At 69.2% G+C, this 20,691-nt stretch carries 21 protein-coding genes; 14 read left to right on the forward strand and 7 right to left on the reverse strand.

The annotated features are described in order from the left end of the window. Window positions 1–11 precede the first annotated feature (11 nt). The 3 genes from NYZ98_RS27710 to NYZ98_RS27720 all read left to right on the forward strand — a co-directional run bounded on the left by NYZ98_RS27710 (window position 12) and on the right by NYZ98_RS27720 (window position 2,116). On the forward strand, window positions 12–776 hold the full coding sequence (locus NYZ98_RS27710; RefSeq protein WP_262846488.1) for a crotonase/enoyl-CoA hydratase family protein: 765 nt from the start codon (window positions 12–14) through the stop codon (window positions 774–776). 171 nt (window positions 777–947) lie between these two features. Further along, window positions 948–1,607, forward strand: coding sequence for a rhomboid family intramembrane serine protease (locus NYZ98_RS27715; protein WP_262846489.1), 660 nt, complete (start codon window positions 948–950; stop codon window positions 1,605–1,607). A 98-nt stretch (window positions 1,608–1,705) separates the two neighbouring features. Continuing rightward, the gene (locus tag NYZ98_RS27720; RefSeq protein ID WP_262846490.1) at window positions 1,706–2,116 is read left to right on the forward strand and encodes a BlaI/MecI/CopY family transcriptional regulator; all 411 of its coding nucleotides are present in this window, start codon (window positions 1,706–1,708) and stop codon (window positions 2,114–2,116) included. An 18-nt stretch (window positions 2,117–2,134) separates the two neighbouring features. Here the strand turns inward: NYZ98_RS27720 and serC are convergent, their stop codons facing one another. Beyond that, window positions 2,135–3,247 carry a phosphoserine transaminase gene (gene serC, locus NYZ98_RS27725; protein ID WP_262846491.1) on the reverse strand — a complete coding sequence of 371 codons (1,113 nt, stop codon included), beginning with the start codon at window positions 3,245–3,247 and terminating at the stop codon, window positions 2,135–2,137. A gap of 220 nt (window positions 3,248–3,467) precedes the next feature. Beyond that, entirely contained in the window at window positions 3,468–4,574 is a 1,107-nt protein-coding gene (locus NYZ98_RS27730; protein WP_262846492.1) for a citrate synthase 2, read from the reverse strand. 169 nt (window positions 4,575–4,743) lie between these two features. Between NYZ98_RS27730 and pdxH the strand changes: the two genes are divergently transcribed. The 7 genes from pdxH (at window position 4,744) to NYZ98_RS27765 (ending at window position 13,109) form a co-directional block, all read left to right on the forward strand. Beyond that, window positions 4,744–5,397 carry a pyridoxamine 5'-phosphate oxidase gene (gene pdxH / locus NYZ98_RS27735; protein WP_262846493.1) on the forward strand — a complete coding sequence of 218 codons (654 nt, stop codon included), beginning with the start codon at window positions 4,744–4,746 and terminating at the stop codon, window positions 5,395–5,397. A 70-nt stretch (window positions 5,398–5,467) separates the two neighbouring features. Next, window positions 5,468–6,724 (forward strand): MFS transporter, encoded by a 1,257-nt coding sequence (locus NYZ98_RS27740; protein ID WP_262846494.1) that lies wholly within the window; start codon window positions 5,468–5,470, stop codon window positions 6,722–6,724. 270 nt (window positions 6,725–6,994) lie between these two features. Next, window positions 6,995–7,699, forward strand: coding sequence for a metal-dependent transcriptional regulator (locus tag NYZ98_RS27745; RefSeq protein WP_262846495.1), 705 nt, complete (start codon window positions 6,995–6,997; stop codon window positions 7,697–7,699). Between the two features lie 168 nt (window positions 7,700–7,867). Next, window positions 7,868–10,096 carry an ATP-binding SpoIIE family protein phosphatase gene (locus NYZ98_RS27750; RefSeq protein WP_262846496.1) on the forward strand — a complete coding sequence of 743 codons (2,229 nt, stop codon included), beginning with the start codon at window positions 7,868–7,870 and terminating at the stop codon, window positions 10,094–10,096. A gap of 149 nt (window positions 10,097–10,245) precedes the next feature. Beyond that, window positions 10,246–11,238: a sigma-70 family RNA polymerase sigma factor gene (locus NYZ98_RS27755; RefSeq protein WP_262846497.1), complete on the forward strand. Its 993-nt coding sequence runs from the start codon at window positions 10,246–10,248 to the stop codon at window positions 11,236–11,238. A gap of 216 nt (window positions 11,239–11,454) precedes the next feature. Next, entirely contained in the window at window positions 11,455–12,231 is a 777-nt protein-coding gene (locus tag NYZ98_RS27760; protein WP_262846498.1) for an alpha/beta fold hydrolase, read from the forward strand. Window positions 12,232–12,332: 101 nt separating this feature from the next. Further along, a complete protein-coding gene (locus tag NYZ98_RS27765; RefSeq protein WP_262846499.1) occupies window positions 12,333–13,109 on the forward strand; it encodes an alpha/beta fold hydrolase in 777 nt (258 codons plus the stop codon). A gap of 166 nt (window positions 13,110–13,275) precedes the next feature. Here the strand turns inward: NYZ98_RS27765 and NYZ98_RS27770 are convergent, their stop codons facing one another. Further along, window positions 13,276–13,440 carry a hypothetical protein gene (locus tag NYZ98_RS27770; RefSeq protein WP_262846500.1) on the reverse strand — a complete coding sequence of 55 codons (165 nt, stop codon included), beginning with the start codon at window positions 13,438–13,440 and terminating at the stop codon, window positions 13,276–13,278. Between the two features lie 162 nt (window positions 13,441–13,602). Next, window positions 13,603–14,748 (reverse strand): acyl-CoA dehydrogenase family protein, encoded by a 1,146-nt coding sequence (locus tag NYZ98_RS27775; RefSeq protein ID WP_262846501.1) that lies wholly within the window; start codon window positions 14,746–14,748, stop codon window positions 13,603–13,605. A 204-nt stretch (window positions 14,749–14,952) separates the two neighbouring features. On the opposite strand from NYZ98_RS27775, the gene NYZ98_RS27780 reads away from it, so the two are divergent. Both NYZ98_RS27780 and NYZ98_RS27785 read left to right on the forward strand, forming a co-directional pair. After that, window positions 14,953–16,338 (forward strand): hypothetical protein, encoded by a 1,386-nt coding sequence (locus tag NYZ98_RS27780; protein WP_262846502.1) that lies wholly within the window; start codon window positions 14,953–14,955, stop codon window positions 16,336–16,338. Then, window positions 16,335–17,159 carry a class F sortase gene (locus tag NYZ98_RS27785; RefSeq protein ID WP_262846503.1) on the forward strand — a complete coding sequence of 275 codons (825 nt, stop codon included), beginning with the start codon at window positions 16,335–16,337 and terminating at the stop codon, window positions 17,157–17,159. Before NYZ98_RS27780 ends, NYZ98_RS27785 begins: the two co-directional genes overlap by 4 nt. Window positions 17,160–17,216: 57 nt before the next feature. Here the strand turns inward: NYZ98_RS27785 and NYZ98_RS27790 are convergent, their stop codons facing one another. Next, complete coding sequence (locus NYZ98_RS27790; RefSeq protein WP_262846504.1) at window positions 17,217–17,678, reverse strand: ATP-binding protein; 462 nt, start codon at window positions 17,676–17,678, stop codon at window positions 17,217–17,219. 86 nt (window positions 17,679–17,764) lie between these two features. Between NYZ98_RS27790 and NYZ98_RS27795 the strand changes: the two genes are divergently transcribed. Both NYZ98_RS27795 and NYZ98_RS27800 read left to right on the forward strand, forming a co-directional pair. Then, entirely contained in the window at window positions 17,765–18,589 is an 825-nt protein-coding gene (locus NYZ98_RS27795) for a helix-turn-helix domain-containing protein (RefSeq protein ID WP_262846505.1), read from the forward strand. Beyond that, the gene (locus NYZ98_RS27800; protein WP_262846506.1) at window positions 18,580–18,819 is read left to right on the forward strand and encodes a DUF397 domain-containing protein; all 240 of its coding nucleotides are present in this window, start codon (window positions 18,580–18,582) and stop codon (window positions 18,817–18,819) included. Before NYZ98_RS27795 ends, NYZ98_RS27800 begins: the two co-directional genes overlap by 10 nt. On the opposite strand, the gene NYZ98_RS27805 is transcribed toward NYZ98_RS27800, so the two are convergent. Together NYZ98_RS27805 and NYZ98_RS27810 are read right to left on the reverse strand one after the other, a co-directional pair. Further along, entirely contained in the window at window positions 18,806–19,456 is a 651-nt protein-coding gene (locus NYZ98_RS27805; RefSeq protein ID WP_262846507.1) for a DUF998 domain-containing protein, read from the reverse strand. The two genes, NYZ98_RS27800 and NYZ98_RS27805, sit on opposite strands and share 14 nt — an antisense overlap. Before the next feature lie 283 nt (window positions 19,457–19,739). Next, window positions 19,740–20,663 (reverse strand): aminoglycoside phosphotransferase family protein, encoded by a 924-nt coding sequence (locus NYZ98_RS27810; RefSeq protein ID WP_262846508.1) that lies wholly within the window; start codon window positions 20,661–20,663, stop codon window positions 19,740–19,742. Window positions 20,664–20,691: the final 28 nt, after the last annotated feature.

Consider the following 20,691-nt stretch of genomic DNA (forward strand, 5'->3'; position numbering starts at 1 on the left):
CGGAGGTAAAGGTGTCTGACGAGGTTCTCGTCGAGGTGGAGGGCGGCATCGCCGTCATCACGATCAACAGGCCGAAGGCCAGGAACGCGATCAACGGCGCCGTCGCCCGCGCGGTCGTCGCGGCCCTGGACGAGCTGGAGGAGCGCAAGGACGTCTCCGCGTACGTCCTGACCGGCGCGGGCGGCACCTTCTCCGCGGGCATGGACCTGAAGGGGTTCCTGACCGGGGACGTGCCGCTGGTCCCTGGCCGGGGCTTCGGCGGTCTCACCGAGACGCCGCCGAAGAAGCCCATCGTCGCGGCGGTGGAGGGCTACGCGCTGGCCGGCGGGTTCGAGCTGGTGCTGGCCTGTGACATCGTCGTCGCCTCGGAGGAGGCGAAGTTCGGCCTGCCCGAGCCCAAGCGCGGCCTGGTCGCGGGGGCGGGCGGGGTGATGCGGCTGCCGCGCCGGATCCCCTACCACGTCGCGATGGAGATCGCCCTGACCGGCGACCACTTCCCGGCGGCGCGGCTGTACGAGGTCGGGCTGGTCAACAAGATCACCCCGCCAGGGGAGGCGCTGGCGGCGGCCAAGGAGATCGCGGCCAGGATCGCGGCCAACGCCCCCATGGCGCTGCTGGCGACCAAGCGCGTCATGGTGGAGTCGGCCGACTGGTCGCGCGAGGAGATGTTCGCCAAGCAGGGGGAGATCATCAACCCGGTGTTCGGCTCCAAGGACGCGACCGAGGGCGCCGTGGCGTTCGCCGAGAAGCGGGCCCCCAACTGGGCGGGAGAGTGACCGCGCCCCTCGGATGACGCCGAGGGCCGCCGCGAGTAGGGCGCATGATGCCACCACCGGGTGCAACATGCGCCTTATTCGTGTCTCCGGCGAAATCGCGGGTTAAACCGGCGTTGCGTACGGTAAAGGGAGGACCAAGCACGTTCCACGGCACGTCACAAAAGGAGAGCGATGAGCGAGCACGCGACCGGAGTCGCACCACCGGCCGGGCCGTCGTCGGGAGACGTGGTCAAGCGGCGCGTGGTGGGCCTGGTCACCGGAGCCCTCGGCGCCGCCATCGTCATCTTCCTGCTCGTGGCCGTCGAGTGGGCCGTGGAGGTCGTCGACTACGTCCTGCCGCAGGACTTCGACCAGTACGGCATCGCCTCCCACGAGGTGAACGGCCTGCGGGGCATCCTGCTCGCCCCGTTCCTGCACGCGGGGTTCGCCCACCTGATGGCCAACACCGTCCCCCTGGCCATCCTGGGGTTCCTCGCCGCGCTGCGCGGTCTCGGGCGGTTCTTCGTGGCCAGCCTGATCATCATCGTGGTGAGCGGGCTCGGGGTATGGTTCTTCAGCCCGCCGGGGCTGACGGTCGGCGCCAGCGGCCTGGTATTCGGATATTTCGGCTATGTCGTGACGCGCGGTATGTTCGACAGACACCTGTTCGACATCGTGCTCGGCATCGGGGTGGCCGTCCTGTACTACTCACTGATCTGGGGAGTGCTGCCGGGCCAGCCCGGCATTTCCTGGCAGGGGCATCTGTTCGGGCTGGTGGGCGGTGTGTTCGCGGCCTGGGCGCTACGGCGGCGACGGCGTGCGCGCCGGGTTGAAATTCGCCCCGCCCCCTAATTGATCACAGAATGGGTGAACAGCCCATTATTTCAGAAAGCACACCGTTAAAGATCCTTAACTAGTCGTGACCGGGGTCACTGGGAGAGAATGTCGGCGTGAACAATCTGGGATCTTTGGAGCGCGCCATCATGGAAGTGCTCTGGGATTCCCCAGTACCCCTGCTCGTCCGCGAGCTTCAGGGGGTGCTGAACGACGGCGGCGGCCGGCCGCTCGCGTACACGACGGTGCAGACCGTCGCCGAGCGACTGGTCAGGAAGGGCCTGCTGAGCCGCACGACCGACCGTAAGGCCTTCCGGTACTCCGCCAGCCGCTCGCGCGGCGAACACGTCACAGCGGTCATGCTGGAGGCCCTGGCGGAGAGCCAGGACCGGGCGCCGGTGCTCTCCTGCTTCGCCCAGAGCGTCGAACTCGACGACGCGCTGCGGCTGCTGGAGGAGCTGGCCCGCCGCACGGGCGGGCACAGGCACCCCGGCGGCCCCGGATGGGTGCCGCCGCCCTCGTCCTAGACCGGGGGTCGCCCCAGGTCAGAGACGCTCGACCACGTGGTCGACGCAGGCCGTGAGCGCCTCGACGTCGGCCGGGTCGATCGCCGGGAACATCGCGACGCGGAGCTGGTTCTTGCCCAGCTTGCGGTACGGCTCGGTGTCGACGATGCCGTTGGCCCGCAGGACCTTCGCCACTTCGGCCGCGTCCACCTCGTCGGAGAAGTCGATCGTGCCGACGACGTTGGACCGCTGGGCGGGGTCGGCGACGAAGGGCGTGGTGTAGGTGGTCTTCTCGGCCCAGGTGTAGAGCCGGGTCGCCGAGTCGGTGGTGCGCGCGGTCGTCCAGGCCAGGCCGCCGTTGCCGTTCATCCAGTCGAGCTGGTCGGCCAGCAGGAAGAGCGTGGCCAGGCTCGGGGTGTTGTAGGTCTGGTCCTTGGAGGAGTTGTCGATCGCCGTCGGCAGGCTGAAGAACTCGGGGACGAACCGGTCGGTGGCCGCGATCTCGTCGACCCGGGCCAGCGCGCGGGGCGAGAACAGCGCGATCCACAGGCCGCCGTCGGAGGCGAAGTTCTTCTGCGGCGCGAAGTAGTAGACGTCGGTCTCGCTCACGTCGACCTGCAGCCCGCCCGCGGCGGAGGTGGCGTCGACCAGGACCAGCGAGTCGTCACCGCCCACCCGCTTGATCGGCATGGCCACGCCGGTGGAGGTCTCGTTGTGGGTCAGCGCGTAGACGTCCACGCCGGCCTCGGGCATCGCCGCCGGGTGGGTGCCCGCCTCGGACTTGATCACGGTCGGCTCGCCCAGCCACGGCGCCCGCGTGGCGACGGTGGCGAACTTCGACGAGAACTCGCCGAAGTTGAGGTGCTGGGACTTCTCCTTGATGAGCCCGAAGGACGCGATGTCCCAGAACGCCGTCGTGCCGCCGTTGCCCAGCACCACCTCGTACCCCTCGGGGAGGGAGAACAGGTCGGCGAAGCCCTCGCGGACCCGGCGTACGAGCTGCTTGACCGGCTTCTGGCGGTGGGAGGTGCCCATCAGGCTCGCGCCGGCGGACGCCAGGGCCGCGAGCTGCTCGGGGCGCACCTTCGAAGGCCCGCAGCCGAAACGGCCGTCGGCGGGCTTGAGTTCAGCGGGAATCTCGATGTCAGCCACGTAACAAGCGTAGTGAGCCGCCCCCGCGCTCACGCCCCGGGTCCGGATCGTGAGATACACGCGCACCCGTCCGGAGTGATGCCGGAAACGCGAAAGGCCCGCAACTGGGGGTTGCGGGCCCGGTACGGGGGCCGATGTCCGTGCGGCGCCGGGCCGGCGGGCGGCCCGGGTGGGGATGATCCGCCGGGACCGGCCCCGACGGGGTGCGGCAGCCGCCGGATCAGTGCTTGCCGACGACCTCGTCGGCTCCGGGGACGTCGTTGACCGAACGCTGCGGGGGACCCACGTACTGGGCGCTGGGGCGGACGAGCCTGCCCGTGCGCTTCTGCTCCAGGATGTGCGCCGCCCAGCCTGCGGTGCGCGCACAGGTGAACATCGAGGTGAACATGTGCGGGGGGACCTCGGCGAAGTCCAGCATGATCGCCGCCCAGAACTCCACGTTGGTGGCGAGGACCCGGTCGGGCTTGCGGGCGTGCAGCTCCTCCAGCGCGGCGGTCTCCAGCGCGCAGGCCGCCTCGTAGCGCGGCGCGTTCAGCTCCTGGGCGGTGCGGCGGAGCACGCGCGCGCGGGGGTCCTCGGCGCGGTAGACGCGGTGGCCGAAGCCCATGAGCCGCTCGCCGCTGTCGAGCGCCTTCTTGACGTAGGTCTCGGCGTCCCCGATGCGCTCGACCTCCTCGATCATGTGCAACACGCGGGCGGGGGCCCCGCCGTGCAGCGGGCCGGACATGGCGCCCACCGCGCCCGAGAGGGCGGCGGCCACGTCGGCGCCGGTGGAGGCGATGACGCGGGCGGTGAACGTGGAGGCGTTCATGCCGTGCTCGGCGGCGGAGGTCCAGTACGCGTCGATGGCCTTGACGTGATTGGGATCGGGCTCACCGCGCCAGCGGACCATGAAGCGCTCGACGATCGTGGACGCCTCGTCGACGCGCGCCTGCGGCACCATCGGCAGGCCGAGGCCGCGCGCGGACTGGGCGACGAACGAGAGCGCGGTGACCGAGGCGCGCGCGAGGTCGTCGCGGGCCTGGTCCTCGTCGATGTCGAGGAGCTGGCGGAAGCCGTAGGCCGGGGCCAGCATGGCCAGGGCGCTCTGGACGTCGACGCGGATGTCACCGGAATGGACAGGAATGGGGTAAGGCTCGGCCGGGGGGAGGCCCGGCTTGAACTTGTTGTCGACCAGCAGGCCCCAGACGTGTCCGTACGAGACGCGCCCGACCAGCTCTTCGATGTCGACGCCCCGGTAGCGAAGGGCGCCCCCTTCTTTGTCCGGTTCCGCGATCTCGGTCTCGAACGCTACTACGCCTTCCAGCCCGGGTTTGAAGTCGGACATTCTCGGCCGCCTCCCTTTCTTGAAGTCAAAGCCTTGATGTCGAGATACCGGCGGGTCATATTCAACCCCCTCGGCGGAAGTGCTCCGCCTCCGGACCCGCCGGAACACGATCCGCCCTGGTGGGGGGCGCCGCTCCGGTGGTGGTGCCGAACGCGGAAGAATACCGCTCGTGGATGCCGCTCCGAGCCCGCCGTCCTTCGCCGGGCTTCGCCGTACATACGAGGGACAGCCTCTGAGAGAGGCCGACCTCGCCGCCGATCCTGTGACGCAGTTCTCCGCCTGGTTCGCCGACGCCGTCGAGGCCGGGCTTCCCGAGCCGAACGCCCTGGTGCTGGCGACCGCCTCCGCCGGGGGCAGGCCGACCGCCAGGACCGTGCTGCTCAAGGCCTTCGACCAGGAGGGATTCGTCTTCTTCACCAACTACGAGTCGCGCAAGGGCCGCGACCTCACCGAGAACCCGAGGGCCGGGCTGGTGTTCCCGTGGCACCCGCTGCGGCGCCAGGTGCGCGTGGAGGGCCAGGTGGTGCGGCTCCCGAGAGAGGACTCCGCCGCCTACTTCCACTCCCGCCCGTACGGGTCGCGCATCGGGGCGTGGGCCTCGCGGCAGTCGGCGGTCGTGCCGTCCCGGGAGTCGCTGGACGAGCGCTACCGCGAGCTGGCCGAGCGCTGGCCCGAGGAACCGCCGATGCCCGACTTCTGGGGCGGCTTCCGTGTCGTGCCGTCGGAGGTGGAGTTCTGGCAGGGGCAGGTCGACCGCATGCACGACCGGCTGCGCTACCGCCGGTCGGGTGACGCCTGGGTGGTGGAACGCCTGGCCCCCTGACAGGTCACCTGACACCCGTGGGTAGGGTGCCCGGATACGTGCGAGATGCGCGGTTCTGCCGAGGAGGGGAATGCCGGGGGTCCAGTCAGGCCTGAGACGCGTCGCCGTGGACACCCGGCCGTTGCGCGTGCCCGCGTACCGGCGGCTGCTGCTGGGCCAGGGCGTCTCGTTCATCGGCTTCCAGCTCACCTCGGTGGCGGTCAGCGCCCAGGTGTACGACATCACCGGGTCCTCGCTGTGGGTGGGGCTGCTGGGCCCGGCGAACCTCATCCCGCTGGTCGTCTTCGGGCTGTGGGGCGGCGCCGTCGCCGACGCGGTCGACCGTCGCAGGCTGCTGCTCTGGGGCTCGTTGGTCGCCTGGACCGCTACCCTGGCCCTGCTCGTCCATGCCTGGACGGACATGCGGAACGTCTACCTGGTCCTGGCCATCGTGGCCGTGCAGTCGACCGGGTTCGCGATCACCTCCCCGGTGCGCGGCGCGATCATCCCAAGGCTCGTGCCCGCCGAGCGCGTCGCCGCGGCCAACACCCTGAACTTCCTGGTGAGCAGCGTCGGCACCGTCCTCGGGCCGCTGCTGGCCGGCATCGTGCTCGCCAAGCACGGGTACACCATGGCGTACCTCATCGACGTGCTCCTGTTCGGCGCCGGCTTCTACGCGGCCGCGCGACTGCCGCGCCTGCGGCCCCTCGGGGAGATCTCCCGGCCCGGCCTGCGGTCGGTGGTCGACGGGCTCCGGTACATCGCGGGCCAGCCGATCGTGATGATGTCCTTCGTGGTGGACATCATCGCCATGGCGTTCGCGATGCCCCGGGCCCTCTACCCGCAGATCGCCGCCGAGCGCTTCGGCGGGTCGGCCATCGCGTTCGGCTGGCTGTCGGCCAGCCTGGCCATCGGCGCGGTCGTGGCCGGGCTGCTGTCGGGGTGGGTCGGGCGGGTGCGCCGCCAGGGGATGGCGCTCACCGTCGTCATCGCGCTCTGGGGCCTGACGGTCGCCGGGGCCGCGTTCGCGCAGCCGCTGTGGCTGATCGTCGCTCTGCTGGCGGTCGGCGGCGCCATCGACCTGGTGTCGGCCGTCTGGCGGCAGACGATCCTGCAGACCTACGCCCCCGACGAGATGCGCGGGCGCATGCAGGGGGTGTTCATGGTCGTGGTCGCGGGCGGGCCCAGGATCGGCGACCTGCGGGCGGGGGCGACGGCCAGCGCCTTCGGGCTCGTCCCCGCCTGGGCGGGCGGCGGGCTGCTCTGCGCGGTGATCGTGGTGGCCACCGGCCTCGCCGTGCCGGCCTTCAGGAGGTACGACGCGGTGGCGGAGCGCCTCAAGCGGTGAGATCACCCCGCTCTGGACGACGAGGGGCGAAAGATCACGTTATGGGCGTTCGCGCGACGCGGTCGGTAAAGAGTGAGATCCTGGTGGAGGAGTCACGTCCTCCCACTGCTCGCGGTCGTCCGCAATCCCGGGCCGTTCTGTCAGTAGGTCTGCGTAAGCTCTGCTCAGACGCCGGATCCGCGCCCTTGCGGGGAACGTTCCCGGCCTGTTCGGACGCGGCCCCGAAGCCCAGGAGCCGGACGTAGCATCGATAGTTGGAGGGGAGGGGCTTTGACCGCACACGGCCTTATCGACACCACCGAAATGTATCTCCGCACCATCTTCGAGCTGGAAGAGGAGGGGATCACTCCTCTGCGGGCCCGCATCGCCGAGCGCCTGCAGCAGAGCGGCCCGACGGTCAGCCAGACGGTGGCCCGCATGGAGCGCGACGGACTCGTCCGCGTCGAGGGTGACCGCCATCTGACCATGACCGACCTCGGCCGCACGCTGGCGACCCGGGTGATGCGCAAGCACCGCCTGGCGGAGTGCCTCCTCACCCAGGTCATCGGGCTCCCGTGGGAGGAGGTCCATGTCGAGGCCTGCCGCTGGGAGCACGTCATGTCCGAGTCGGTGGAGGCCCGGCTGGTCAGCCTGCTCGGCAACCCGCAGGAGTGCCCGCACGGCAATCCCATCCCCGGGCTCGACGAGCTGGGGGTGAAGGAGCCTGATCTGTCCGCCCATGAGGTGATCTCCGCCATGGCCGATCTGGCCGGACCCGGAGATATACCCGTGGTGGTCCGCCGAATTAGCGAACAAGTGCAAAGTGATCCCGCTGTGATGCTTAAACTCAAGCAAGTTGGGATACAACCCGGACGCGAGGTGACGCTCGCGGCGAGCGACGACGGTGTACGGGTGACGGGTGACGATGAAGCGCACAACATTCCCGCGGACTTCTCGCGTGATGTCGCCGCGCACGTCTTCGTGGCCAGACGCTGACGATCCAGGGCGTGCTTGGTTGGTTCCCACCGAGGGGTCTCCCCTTCCCTACTTCGACACCCCGGCCTTCTCGGAGCCTCCGGGTGGACGCCGCCTAGCCGTCGAGGCTGCCGCAGGAGCGCACGTGGTCCTCTTTTCGAACGACCCTCGTCGAGGGGTGGCCCCCAGATGAAGCGATGGGGGGACCTTTCGCAAGACTCCGCCGACCACATGACGGCGGGCAATGTCCTCGATCATGCCGAGATGGCCGTCGTCGTCACCGACCGCTTCAGCAACGTGCTCTATTGGAACCCGTTCGCCGAGCGCCTGTTCGGGCGCCCCGACCGGCCCGTGGGCGCCGACCAGACCGTCCTGTCCTTAGGCATCATGGAGAAGGACCACCCCCTCGCCGTCGAGCTCGCCAAGCACGTGCTCAAGGGCGGGGTCTGGGAGGGCACCTTCGACGTCGCGCGCGCCGACGGCACGATCATCTACGTCCGCGCCCAGGCGGTCCCCCTGCGTCACCCGTCCGGCGCGGTCACCGGCATCGTGATCACCGCCCGCGAGGCGATGCGCAGCAACGAGCGGGAGAAGGACCGCTTCGGCCTGCTTGAGCGCATCGGCGAGCGGCTCGCCAGCTCGCTGTACGTCGAGGAGACGCTCAACCGGGTCGCCGAGATGCTGGTGCCCCAGTTCGCCGACCACTGCTTCATCGAGCTGACCGAGGGCGACCGGCTGGTCCGCAAGGTCTCCACCCACGTCCAGGGCTGGACGCCCCCGCCCGGCACCTGGCGCCCGGTCGGCTCGGAGATCCGCTACCCCGCGGGCCACTACGCCGAGATCGCCCTGCGCCGCCAGGAGACGATCATCGTCGAGGACTTCGCGCAGATGAGCTACCCCTCGCCCAGCGAGGAGAGCAGCCGGCTGTGCGGCGAGATCGGCATGACCTCCGCCATCGTGGCCCCGCTGTGCGCGCGCGGCGAGACGCTCGGCTTGATGTACCTCGGCATGTCCAACCTCACCGACCGGCGCTCGCCGCACTACGACGCCTTCGACCGCGACTTCGTCGGCGCCATCGCCACCCGTGTCGCGATAGCGGTGGACAACGCCCTGCTGTTCGAGGAGGAACGGCACACCGCCGAGTCCTTCCAGAAGTACCTGCTCCCGCGCGAGCTCCCCCAGCTCGACGGCCTGGAGATCGCGGTCCGCTACTACCCCGCCGCCCCGCTCGCCTCGCACGGCCAGGGCATCCAGACCCAGGTCGGTGGCGACTGGTACGACGTGATCCCGCTGTCCGCCGGCCGGGTCGGCATCGTGATCGGCGACGTCGAGGGCAGGGGCGCCAAGGCAGCTGCGGTCATGGGCCAGCTCAGGGCCGCGCTGCGCGCCTTCGCCCAGGACGACAAGTCCCCGGCCGACATCCTGGCCCGGCTCAACGAGTGGACGCGCATCATCGCCGCGCCCGAGCACGACGACTACGGCGCCGACGTCAGCACCCCGCCGATCGTCACCTGCCAGTACCTCGTGTACGACGCGTGGTCGCGGCAGCTCTCGTTCGCCAACGCCGGCCACGCGCCGCCGCTGCTCATCGTCGACGGCATGGTCACCGAGCTCGACATCCTGGAGGTCGGCCAGCCGCTCGGCGTCAACGCCAAGGGCATGCACGCCGACCTGGTCTACAAGGAGGAGAACCGCGTCCTGCCGCCCGGCGCCGCGCTCCTGCTCTACACCGACGGCCTGGTCGACCGGCGCCCGGTGCGCGAGTCGGGCGAGACGCCGCTGACCGACGACGAGACCCTCAGCATCCTGTGCGAGAAGGTCGCCAAGGCCTCCTCGGAGACCGTCGAGCGCATCGCCGACGCCGCCACGGTCGCGGTCCCCGGCGAGATCGACGACGACATGGCGATCCTGGTGATCCGGTCGGCGGGCAAGGAGCTCAAGTACGAGGAGCGCACCTTCCCCGCCCAGCCGATCATGGTGGGGGAGGCCCGGCGCATGGCGTCGGAGGCGTTCGCGAACTGGGGGGTGCCCGAGGAGCGGTCCGAGCTGGCCTGCCTGCTGGTCTCCGAGGTCGCGACCAACGTCGTGCTGCACGCCGCCAGCGCCAGCGTCCCGCGCAGGGAACTGGTGCTCGACGGCCCGCCGCTGCCGTTCGACGAGTCGTGGGACGTGCCCGGCTTCGACAACGAGATCGTCAACGAGAAGGAGTTCACGCTCCGGCTCCGGCGGGGCGAGGAGTCCATCTGGGTCGAGGTCTTCGACCAGGACCTCCGGCTGCCCCGCATCCGCAGCGCCGGCGAGAACGACGAGGGCGGCCGAGGCCTGTACCTCGTCGACCAGCTCGCCCGCCGCTGGGGCTCCCGCCCCACCAAGGAAGGCAAGGCCGTCTGGTTCGAAATCCCCACCCGAGGCCGCTGACCTCTGGGGACGCGTGACCGCCGACGAGAGCACACCGAGCCCAGAGCGAGAGCCGGATCCCGGGGCCAGGCGATCCTTTCTCAGCACGGGCCGGGGGACGCGTGAGCGAGAGTGATCCTGGGCTCCTTCGCGATGGGCCGGGGGTGGGAGTGGGCGATCTCACCGAGCCGGGGTGGGCGGTGGTGTCGGTGGACGGGGCGGGGCTGGAGGGGTACCGGCGGGAGCTGACCGGGTACTGCTACCGGATGCTCGGGTCGGCGTTCGAGGCGGAGGACGCGGTCCAGGAGACGTTCCTGCGCGCGTGGAACGCACTCGGCCGCTTCGACGAGCGCAAGGGATCCCTGCGCACCTGGCTGTACCACATCGCGACCAACATCTGCCTCGACATGCTCAAGGGCGCCCGGCGGCGCGCCCGCGCCATGGACCTCGGCCCCGCGACGTCCGCCGGGCCCGACCTCGGCGCGCCCCTGCCCGAGAGCGCCTGGGTGCTGCCGATCCCGGACGGCCGCGTCCTGGCCGAGGACGGCGACCCCGCCGAGCTGGCCGTCTCCCGCGAGACGATCAGCCTGGCCTTCGTCGCCGCGTTGCAGCACCTCCCGCCGCGCCAGCGCGCGGTGCTGATCCTGCGCGACGTGCTGTGCTGGCGGGCCACCGAGGTGGCCGGGCTCATCGGCGCCACCGTCCCCTCGGTCAACAGCGCCCTGCGACGCGCCCGCGTGACGCTCGGCGGGGCACGCCCGCCCGCCGCCGATCCCTACCGTCCCCTGGACGGCGGGCAGCGGGCACTACTGGCCCGCTACGTCGACGCGTTCGAGCGGTACGACGTGGCGGCGCTCGTGGCGCTGCTCCACGAGGACGCCACGATGACGATGCCCCCGTTCGAGTGGTGGTTGCACGGCCGCAAGGACATCTGGCGGGCGCTGTCGGAGTCGGCAGGCCCCTGCGCGGGGTCGCGGCTCGTCCCCACGGTGGCCAGCGGCACGCCCGCGTTCGCGCACTACCTGCCGGACGGCGCGGGCGGGCACCGCCTGTTCGCCCTCCAGATCATCGAGACCACCGGAGACCGGCTCACCGGCCTGACCTCCTACCTCAACGACCCCCGCCTATTCACCCTATTCGAGCTACCGCTTTCCCCGCGATGAGTTCCGGTTCCGAGCTGCGGCTTCCCCGCGTTGAGTTCGGATTCCGAGCTGCCGCCTTCCCCGCGATGAACTCCGGCTCCGAGCCGCCGACGACCCTGTGATGTTCTGAGCGGCGTCTTCCGCGTCGGGTTCGTGTCGCCGTCCCGCGATTAGTTTCGGGGGGTCGTGTCGTACCACCTCTCGACAGCTAGATGACATCGAGAGGAAACGATCACTGTGGCCGACCACATCGAGATCGACGGCGTGCGCACGTGGTACGACGAGACCGGGCAGGGCGAGCCGCTGGTGCTGCTGCACGGCGGCTTCAGCGACGCGCGGGACTTCGCCGGGAACCTCGGCACGCTCGCCGACCGCTTCCGGGTCCTCACCCCCGAGCGCCGGGGCCATGGGCACACCCCCGACGTCCCGGGGCCCATCACCCTCGGCCTCATGGCCGACGACATGATCGCCTTCATCGACAAGGTCGTCGGCGAGCCCGTCCACCTGGCCGGATACAGCGCCGGCGCGACCGTCGCGATGCTGGTCGCCCTGCGCCGCCCCGACCTCGTACGCGGGCTCGTGCTCATCAGCGGCGGCTTCGCCGGCGAGGGCTGGATCTTCACCCCCACGGCCGGCGGCGAGATGCCCGAGCAGGTCGTCGCCGCGTACGCCGAGGTGTCGCCGGACGGCCGCGACCACTTCCCCGTCGTGGTCGCCAAGATCGTCGAGGCGGTCACGGCCACGCCCGTGGCCCTGACCGAGGAGGATCTGGCCGCCATCGGCAGCAGGACGCTGGTGATGGCCGCCGACGACGACATCATCCACCTGGAGCACACGCTGGCGCTCTACCGGGCCCTACACGAATCCGAGCTGGCCGTCGTGCCCGGCACCTCCCACGTGCTCCTGCACGAGAAGCCGGAACTGTGCACCCGGATCGTCGCCGACTTCCTGACCAAGGATCCCGTGCCCACCTTCATCCCGGTCAGACGAGCGGGCGCCGCACCACACCAGTGACGTCCACCCGCGTCACCCGGCGGTGGGCGGTTCGACCTGGGGGCGATCAGTGGCGGTCGCGTCTGGTGACAGGTCCGGCGCCGGGTGCTTGACTCAAGCGCATGGAACTGGCCTACGAACGGCGCGGCGCCGGACCGCCTCTGGTGCTGCTGCACGGCATAGGACACCACTGGCAGGCCTGGGAACCCGTCCTCGACCTGCTCGCCGCGTCTCGTGACGTCATCGCGGTGGACTTCCCCGGGTTCGGCGCCTCGCCCCCGCTGCCGCCCGGCACGCCGTACAACCCGGAGACGCTCGCGGACGCGGTCGAGGCGTTCTGCGCCAAGCTCGGCGTGGACGAGCCCCACGTCGCGGGCAACTCGCTCGGCGGGTACGTCGCGCTGACGCTCGCCGCGCGGGGCACGGTCCGCACGGCCACCGCCCTGTCGCCCGCGGGCTTCTGGTTCGGCGCCGAGACCGTCTGGGCGCGGTCCCTTCTGCGCTTCATGAGATGGTCCAGCCGTTCGCTGCCCGCCGCGCGTACCGACCCTGCCGCCTACACGGTGGCGGGGCGCGTGCTGACGATGGGCCTGATCGTCGCGCGCCCCGCGCGGACGAAACCCGAGGCGGTGATCGCGGGCGTCAGGGCGCTGAGGGAGGCGACCGGCTTCGACGAGACGCTGGACTCCTTCTCCTCGATCACGCCGCCCGGCCGCCCGAAGGTGCCGATCACGATCGCCTGGGGGGAGCACGACCGGCTGCTGCTCCGCCGCCAGGCCGTACGGGCCGCGCGGTGGGCGGAGCACCGGGTCATCCTGCTCAGGGGATGCGGCCACGTTCCCATGAGCGACGATCCCGAACTGGTCGCCCGCGTCCTGCTGGAGGGCAGCTCACGCTGACCCGCCCTTGCGGGGCATCCTGTCCGAGCACGCCCTGTCCGAGCGCCCCGTCCGCACGCCCCTGTCGGGATCGTCAGGTCGGAGCGTCGGGTCGAGCCCGTCGGGTCGAGCCCGTCGGGTCGGGCGCGTCGGGACGGGCTTGGCCGGCGGTGGCCGCCGGGGACGGTCAGCGTTGGGTCTGGGTGTAGAGGGCGAGCATGACGATGGCGAAGGTGATCATCACCCCGGCGTAGGCGACCGGGCCGAACCGCAACGCCTTGCGCACGCGGTTCAGCACCCACGCGAACAAGAACGCCAGGAAGATCAGCAGGATCAGTCCACCGTTTTCCATCGCCACCGCCTCCGGGAGCCCGCTCTTCTCGAACCGCGCCCTCGGCGGCCCGCCCCCGAGGCCCGTGCTCGCCGGCCCTGCGGGGGCCCGCCTTCGGGACCCTCCGCTGACAAGTATGCGGCGGATCGCCGCCACGCGCGGGGAACGCGGGCCGTGGCGGGGTCAGAAGCCGAAGGAGCGGCCGATGATCTCCTTCATGATTTCGGTGGTCCCGCCGTAGATGGTCTGGACGCGGCTGTCCATCCAGGCCTTGGCCACCGGGTACTCCACCATGTACCCGTACCCGCCGTGAAGCTGGAGGCAGCGGTCGATCACCTTCTGCTGTAGTTCGGTCGTCCACCACTTCGCCTTGGCCGCGTCCACGACGGTGAGCTGCTTGGCGTTGAGCGCACGAATACATTTGTCGACGTAGTGACGGGCGATCTCTACTTCGGTCGACAGTTCGGCGATGACGAACCGGGTGTTCTGGAAGGCGCCGAGGTTCCGGCCGAACGCCGTGCGGTTCTTGCAGTACTCGATGGTCGACTCCAGCACCGACTCGGCCGCCGCCACCGCCGCCACCGCGATCGACAGGCGCTCCTGCGGCAGGTTGTTCATGAGCTGGAAGAAGCCCTGGCCCTCGTCGTCGCCGAGCCGGTTGGCCACCGGAACGCGCACGTTCTCGAAGAACAGCTCCGCCGTGTCCTGGGCGTGCATGCCGATCTTCTCCAGGTTGCGGCCACGACTGAAGCCGTCCATGCCCCGCTCGACGACCAGGAGCGTCGTGCCCCGCGCGCCCGCCGACGGGTCGGTCTTGGTGACGACCACCACCAGGTCGGAGTTGATGCCGTTCGTGATGAACGTCTTCTGCCCGTTGACGAGGTAGTGGTCGTCCTCCCGGACGGCCGACGTCCTGATGCCCTGGAGGTCGCTGCCCGCCCCTGGCTCGGTCATCCCGATCGCGGTGATCAGCTCGCCGGACACGAAGCCGGGCAGCCAGCGCTGCTTCTGCTCCTCGTTGGTGAGGTCGACCATGTAGGGGGCCATGATGTCGTTGTGCAGGCCGAACCCGAGGCCGCTCGCGCCGATCCTGATGATCTCTTCGACGATGACCGTGTTGAAGCGGAAGTCGGTGATCCCGGCGCCGCCGTACTCCTCGGGGACCGTGAAGCCGAACATCCCGATCTCGCCGGCCTTCTTCCACAGCTCGCGGGGGACGATGCCGTCCTTCTCCCACTGCGCGTGGTGCGGGACGACCTCACGGGTCATGAACTCGCGCACGGTCTCACGGAAGAGCAGGTGCTCTTCCTCGAAGAGGTCTCGCTGCATTCGGTCCCTCCTTGGGGGTCGCCCAACAGAATACGATTCTGGTCACCAGGGGGACACCTCGCCCGGGTAATCCAGTCGGACCGATATACGTAACAAATCAGCTACGTTCCGTACCGGAGGCATATCCATAAGGTCGGCATAAGAGGAGAAAGTCATACGATCAATCTTCGATCGTCATCAGATGCCGGTCGATCGGAGGCGATCTTGAACGGGTGGGGCCCCAAGGTCCGCAGACTGCTGACAGCAACACTCCTCGGCACCTGCACAAGCATCGTCCTACTGCCCGCCACGCCGAGCGCGGCGGAGACCGGCTACCACTACTACCAGTACACCTGCATGAACGGTGCCTTCATCCCACGGCAGCAGCCGCGACCCATCCAGGTGCAGATAGCGATCCCCAAGAGCGTTCGCGTCGGGGAGCGGATCGCAGTGGACTGGACGATGAGTGAGTCCCCGCTGGTGTCGTCCGCTCATTTCCCGGCAGGCGGCAGATTCTCAGCGACCGCCACCGTGGACGTGGCCGGGCTGTGGCAGGGGAAGTTGGACTCCACCGGCACCAAGGAACAGGCAGAGCTCAACGCGGGTACGACTCTTGAGCTGCCGACGGCGATCTCGGGCTCGGTGTCCACCACCAAAGAGGGCAGACTTTTTATCACGCCCCGGCTTCTGACCCTGACCTTCACGCCGCCCGCCAGCACGGTTCGCGTCAACGACACGAACGATCCCAACGCGCGACATGACGCCGATCCTCATCTGCACGGCCCGATCGCTTACGTTGGCGACTGGTTCTACGCGGCCGATCGAGCGAAGTACAACGACTACCAGGGGGATCTGCACGCGACAAAGACGAATGGCGCCTCGGCTGAGGTGAAGTTCCTCGGGGACGGTATCCAGTACATCGGAGAACGCGTCGAGACCGTGGGCGAGGTGGAGATCTATGTTGACGGATCGGCCGACCCCATAGACAAGATCGATGCGAAGGACGCGTCGGTTCCGGCGGAAAAGCCGAAGGCCCAAGAGGTCCTGTGGTCCAAGAAGCTGAACTACGGGGACCACACGGTGACTTTCAAGAACGTCGCGCCTCCTGGGACACACATGGCGGTCGATGCCTTCGACCTCACCACGAGCACCCTGCAAAGTCCTCCATCGATGTTCTCGGCGGTCTGTTCCTACACCGGTACTCCGGCAACGGTCGCGGTCGATGTCCTTCCAGCGGCCTCCAACGGCGGCAACGGGTCGGACGATGACGATGATGACGATGGGTACGGGCATATCTCGGATGGGGATGATTCGGTTCGGGGGGTTGTGGTGCTTTCGGGTGGGGGGCTGGGGCATGGGGCTCCTACGGCTACCGCCACGACGACCGTGAAGCCGACGCCGAAGAAGACCTCCAAGGCCAGGTCCACCCCCCAGGTGCGCGTCACACCCAAGGGCGGCGCGCACACCGGTGAGGCGCCGGACCGTGACACCTCCGCACCGCTGCTGATCGGGTACGGCACCGTGCTGGCCCTGGGCGGGGTGCTCGGCGGGCTCGCGCTCAGGCGCCGCCAGGCCGTCCACGGAGGCGCTGGTCGAGGACGCGCGGCTTGAGCGGCGGGAAGCCACGGGCCGCCATGCTGCCTGTGCTGCTGACGGTCGGGTCGCTGGCCGGGGTCGGGGCCGTGATGGCCGGTCTGCTGCTGTACCTCTCGCCGTCGCAGGAGACCGCGTCGTCCGCCGCGGGCCCGGAGCCGAAGCCGATGGTCGCCCGGATGGCCCCCGTGGACGCGACGGGCGGCCCGTCCACCGCCGGATCGCCCGGTACAGATCCCGCCGCGGACCCCGCCACGGACTCCGGCGCGGCCGGACCGGCGACGGTGGGTCCTGGCGGGGTGAACGTCCCGCTCGTGGAGGCCGTCGCCACGGCGGCGCCCCCCTCTCCGGTGGCCGTCCCGGTGGCACCGCTGGGCAAGTCGGCGCCCACGCGGGTCCGCATCGCCAAGATCGGCGTTGACGCGCCGCTGACGTCCGTCGGCGTGGAGAAGTCCGGCGAGATCGAGGTGCCGCCGCTCAGCAGGCCCAGGCTCGCGGGCTGGTACCGGCTCGGCCCGGCGCCCGGCGAGATGGGCCCGGCGGTGATCCTCGGCCATGTGAACACCCGGAGCGGTCCTGCGGTGTTCAGCCGGCTCCGCGAGCTGGGACGCGGTGACAAGATCACGGTCGTGCGGGCGAACGGCTCCAAGGCCGTGTTCACGGTCGACGGCGCCGAGCAGGCGAGCAAGAACCGTTTCCCGACAAAGCGGGTGTACGGGCACGTCGACCGCCCGAGCCTCCGGCTGATCACTTGTGGGGGAGTGTTCAACCCTCGGACGCGCAGCTACACCGACAACATCATCGTCTACGCGACCTTGACCGCCTCAGGACGCGGCTGACCCGCACGAACTCCCGCGTGGCCGTAACGCTCTCCCTTGACCCTGGCTGACAGGCGGCTAGGGCCAGGCCGTGAGTTGGAACCACACCGACTTTCCGTGACGGTGCAGGTTCCAGCCCCATTCGCCGGCCAGGGTCTCCACAATGGTCAGCCCCCTTCCCGATGTCTCCATCGAGGCGGCCGCGCGCAATTGCGGGACGGCGACGCAGGAGTCGTAGACGTCCACCGTCATGAACCGCCCCTCGCGGACCACCGTGATCCGGATCGCGCTTGAGACGGGAGGGTGGGGCATGCCGTGAATGAGCGCGTTGGTGACGACCTCGGACGTGAGAAGCTCCGCGATATCAGGTACGTCGTTCACCGCGTTCCAGTCGGCGGCGATGTCCCGGACGAAGCGACGAGCGGAGGCGACGCATTTCCGATCGCGCGGTATCCACTTCTGCCCCAGCATGGCGACCTGGCCGCCCAACTCGTATTCGTATTCGGACGGTGTGAGATGTGCTCCGATTGCCCCAGTCATGATCTTTCTCCTCGCAGCGGAATCGCATGCCAAGGGTGCCGGGCCATGACTACGCTTGGTAGGCGAACGGTCACTAATTCGAGGCTTTGAAGGTCGGCCTCGATCCGCTGAACCTCGGTGATTGGGGCACCATGGTGGATCAGTACACACCTCAGGCGATCTGGGGCAGGGAGCTGCGTCATTATCGACAGGCGGCAGGGCTCACCCAGGCTCAGATGGCGCAGAAGATCCATTTCAGTGAGTCGCTCATCAGCGGCATCGAGACAGGTCAACTGCCCGCGAGCCCCGACTTCGCCCAAGCCTGCGACACCACCCTCGGCACAGGCGGCGCCCTCCACCGCCTCCTCGACTGGCGGCGCGCTCAGCGATTCCCCCTGTGGTTCGGGAAGTGGAGGGATAAAGAGCAAAGCGCCACGGTCCTGCGTGCTTACGAGCCGCTCTTGGTTCCGGGCCTGCTTCAGACAGAGGCGTACGCCCGTGTGGTTCTGCGTGGTGACGAAATCGCGCTGGTCGCTCGCCTAGAGCGTCAAGCTCTTCTCACTCGCCATGATCCACAGCCCCCGATCCTCCGTTGCATCTTGGATGAAGCCGTGCTGTCCCGGCCAATAGGAAGTGCCGAGGACATGAGAGAGCAGCTCGACCATTTAGTTTCCATAGTGGGTCCGAGGCTGAGTATCCAGATCGTGCCGCACGGCATGCATCCGGGCTTGCTTAGTGGCTTCGCTATCGCGACGCTGGAGGGTGGAACCGATGTGGCCTACGTGGACACGGCTCTACGTGGGTTCACCGTCAGTGAACAGGACGAGGTTGACCAGGCTGTACACAGGTTCGAGTCCATAAGGACCGAAGCGTTGCCTCTGAGCATGTCGTTGGACCTCATCAAAAGGACGGCAGTCGAAAAATGGACCTGAGCGCGGCGAAGTGGCGTAAGTCAACGTGGACCGGCGACAACGGCGGCAACTGCGTGGAGGTGGCGGAACTGTCGGCGGTAGCCGACCAGTCCAGTCCCGGGACCACGTCGACTACTTGGATCGCCGTCCGTGACTCCAAGAACCCTGAGGGACCCAAGCTGTACTTCACCCCGGCCGAGTGGGATGCCTTCCTCGACGGCGTCAAGGCCAGCGACTTCAATCGCGAGTAGTCGTCAACAGGTGGACGGCCAGGAGGGTGATCCAGGTGAACCCAGCGATGATCGCGGTCCGCTGGAAGAGGCCACCGAGGTCGACCAGGGCCGCGACTTGGGAGAACCCCATGCTGGCCAGCACGAACGCGCCCATGAACACCAGGGCGGTGGCCGCCGAGTAGACCGCCCAGCCGGGCTTCCTCCATCGCAGGAAATGCACGGCCAGCACGATGCAGGCGATCGGCCATCCCACGAAGGTGGGAATGGAGACCAGGTCGTGCAGTGTGCCGTGGGTGGTGGCCTGGAGGATCTTGTCGGGGGTCCCCAGGGGGTAGCCACTGACGGGGTCCGTGATGAAGAGCCCGGCGCCGACGAGCCCGAGCGCGTGGGCGCCGACGAGCACGGGCCCCAGGGTCGAACCGCCGAAAGGCCGCAGCGCTCGCCACAGTCCGACGGCGAAGGCCAGCGTCAACAGGCCGACGACGATGAAGTTGGCGCTTTGCGTCCACCCGGAGTCGCCGAGTTCGAGCGAGCTGACGGGATGACGCAGCGGGTTGTAGTTGGCGCGAGTCGCACCCTCGACGAGGAACGCGACCACGAACAGCGGGCCGGCGACCGCGCCACAGAGGAGGAGCCTTCTCGTCGTCGCGCTCACCTGATCCGACCTCGGCGAGCTTTCGGGGGACGTGAACCCAGGAGCCGATGCGTTTCTCACGCTTGCCAACCTAGGTTGACACCCAAGGAGGTGTCAACCTAAATTGACGCCTGAAGGAGGGAGTCTCGACCGGTCGAGATGAGGCAAGGAACCAAGCGGATCTCGGGTGGTGGAAAGCGGCAGGCCGGCGACGTCAGGAAGTTACGGCAGCCGGGGAAGTAGCAGGTAGGCGACGTCGGGAGTTATGGCAGTCGGGGAGGCAGCAGGTGGCGATGTCGGGAAGTTATGGCAGTCGGGGAAGTAACAGGTGGGCGACGTCGAGGGCGCGGCTGACGGGGGACCTGTCGGTGGGCGACGACCAGCTCTCGGCCGACCACACATCCGACAGCACTGCCTTGACGAATCCCCACGCGACAACGCGGTCGACCGGCATCGCGAGCTCGTCCGCGAGCTGCTCGACCCGTGACGGCGCGAGCGCGGTCAACGTCTCGTCGCGGTCGTCCGGAGCCGGGTTGTACAGCAACGCACCGACCTCGTAACCGGGATCGCCGACCATGCCGTGCGGGTCGATGGCCAGCCACGGCTCGCGCGTCGCGCGCAGGATGTTGTCGTGGTGCAGATCGCCGTGCAGGACGACGCGTTCGGTGGCCGAGGCGCACAGTTCGCGCATCAACCCGCCGGCGCGCACGACGAGATCCACAGGCAGCGGCCCGGCTGGCCCGTGGACGGCCACGTAGTCGTCGAACGCCGCGACCAGCGACAGGACGTCAGGCATCGTGCAGCCGGGCGGCGGTGGCACGCGCAGGCGCCGCATCACGCCGACCGCCGCCGACGTCGCCTCGTCGTCCCGATGGGGAACCAGGTCTCGTGCGCGCCATCCGGGCGTGATGCGTTCCAGCAGCAGCGCGCCGCGATCGAGCTCCGCCCGCAGCACCCGAGCCGCCCCACGGCCCTGGAACGCCGCCAGGGCGGGAACCTCCGCGGCCAGCGACGTACCGGTCGGGACCCCCAGCTTGAGCACGGCCGGCGTCCCGTCCCCGCAGGTGACCGCCGTGACGTAGTGGTAGGACAGCTCGTACGGCGCACCCACCGTGAGATCCCAGTCGCGGGCCAGCTCTCGCACAATGGACGGCAGCTCCACGAGCCATCGGGCGCCGTCGTCGCCCCAGACGTCCACGACGTTACGCGCCAGCTCGTCGGTGATCACGCCATCGGATGATAATCGACTCGTCTCG

Source organism: Sphaerisporangium corydalis, assembly GCF_025506355.1.
GTDB lineage: Bacteria > Actinomycetota > Actinomycetes > Streptosporangiales > Streptosporangiaceae > Sphaerisporangium > Sphaerisporangium corydalis.

Bases quoted from the DNA above. Each gene is read 5' to 3' on its own strand.
- NYZ98_RS27715 (WP_262846489.1), top strand. From the start codon at position 948: ATGAGCGAGCACGCGACCGGAGTCGCACCACCGGCCGGGCCGTCGTCG.
- NYZ98_RS27730 (WP_262846492.1), bottom strand. From the start codon at position 4,574: ATGTCCGACTTCAAACCCGGGCTGGAAGGCGTAGTAGCGTTCGAGACC.
- NYZ98_RS27740 (WP_262846494.1), top strand. From the start codon at position 5,468: ATGCCGGGGGTCCAGTCAGGCCTGAGACGCGTCGCCGTGGACACCCGG.
- NYZ98_RS27750 (WP_262846496.1), top strand. From the start codon at position 7,868: ATGAAGCGATGGGGGGACCTTTCGCAAGACTCCGCCGACCACATGACG.
- NYZ98_RS27765 (WP_262846499.1), top strand. From the start codon at position 12,333: ATGGAACTGGCCTACGAACGGCGCGGCGCCGGACCGCCTCTGGTGCTG.
- NYZ98_RS27770 (WP_262846500.1), bottom strand. From the start codon at position 13,440: ATGGAAAACGGTGGACTGATCCTGCTGATCTTCCTGGCGTTCTTGTTC.
- NYZ98_RS27775 (WP_262846501.1), bottom strand. From the start codon at position 14,748: ATGCAGCGAGACCTCTTCGAGGAAGAGCACCTGCTCTTCCGTGAGACC.
- NYZ98_RS27790 (WP_262846504.1), bottom strand. From the start codon at position 17,678: ATGACTGGGGCAATCGGAGCACATCTCACACCGTCCGAATACGAATAC.
- NYZ98_RS27800 (WP_262846506.1), top strand. From the start codon at position 18,580: ATGGACCTGAGCGCGGCGAAGTGGCGTAAGTCAACGTGGACCGGCGAC.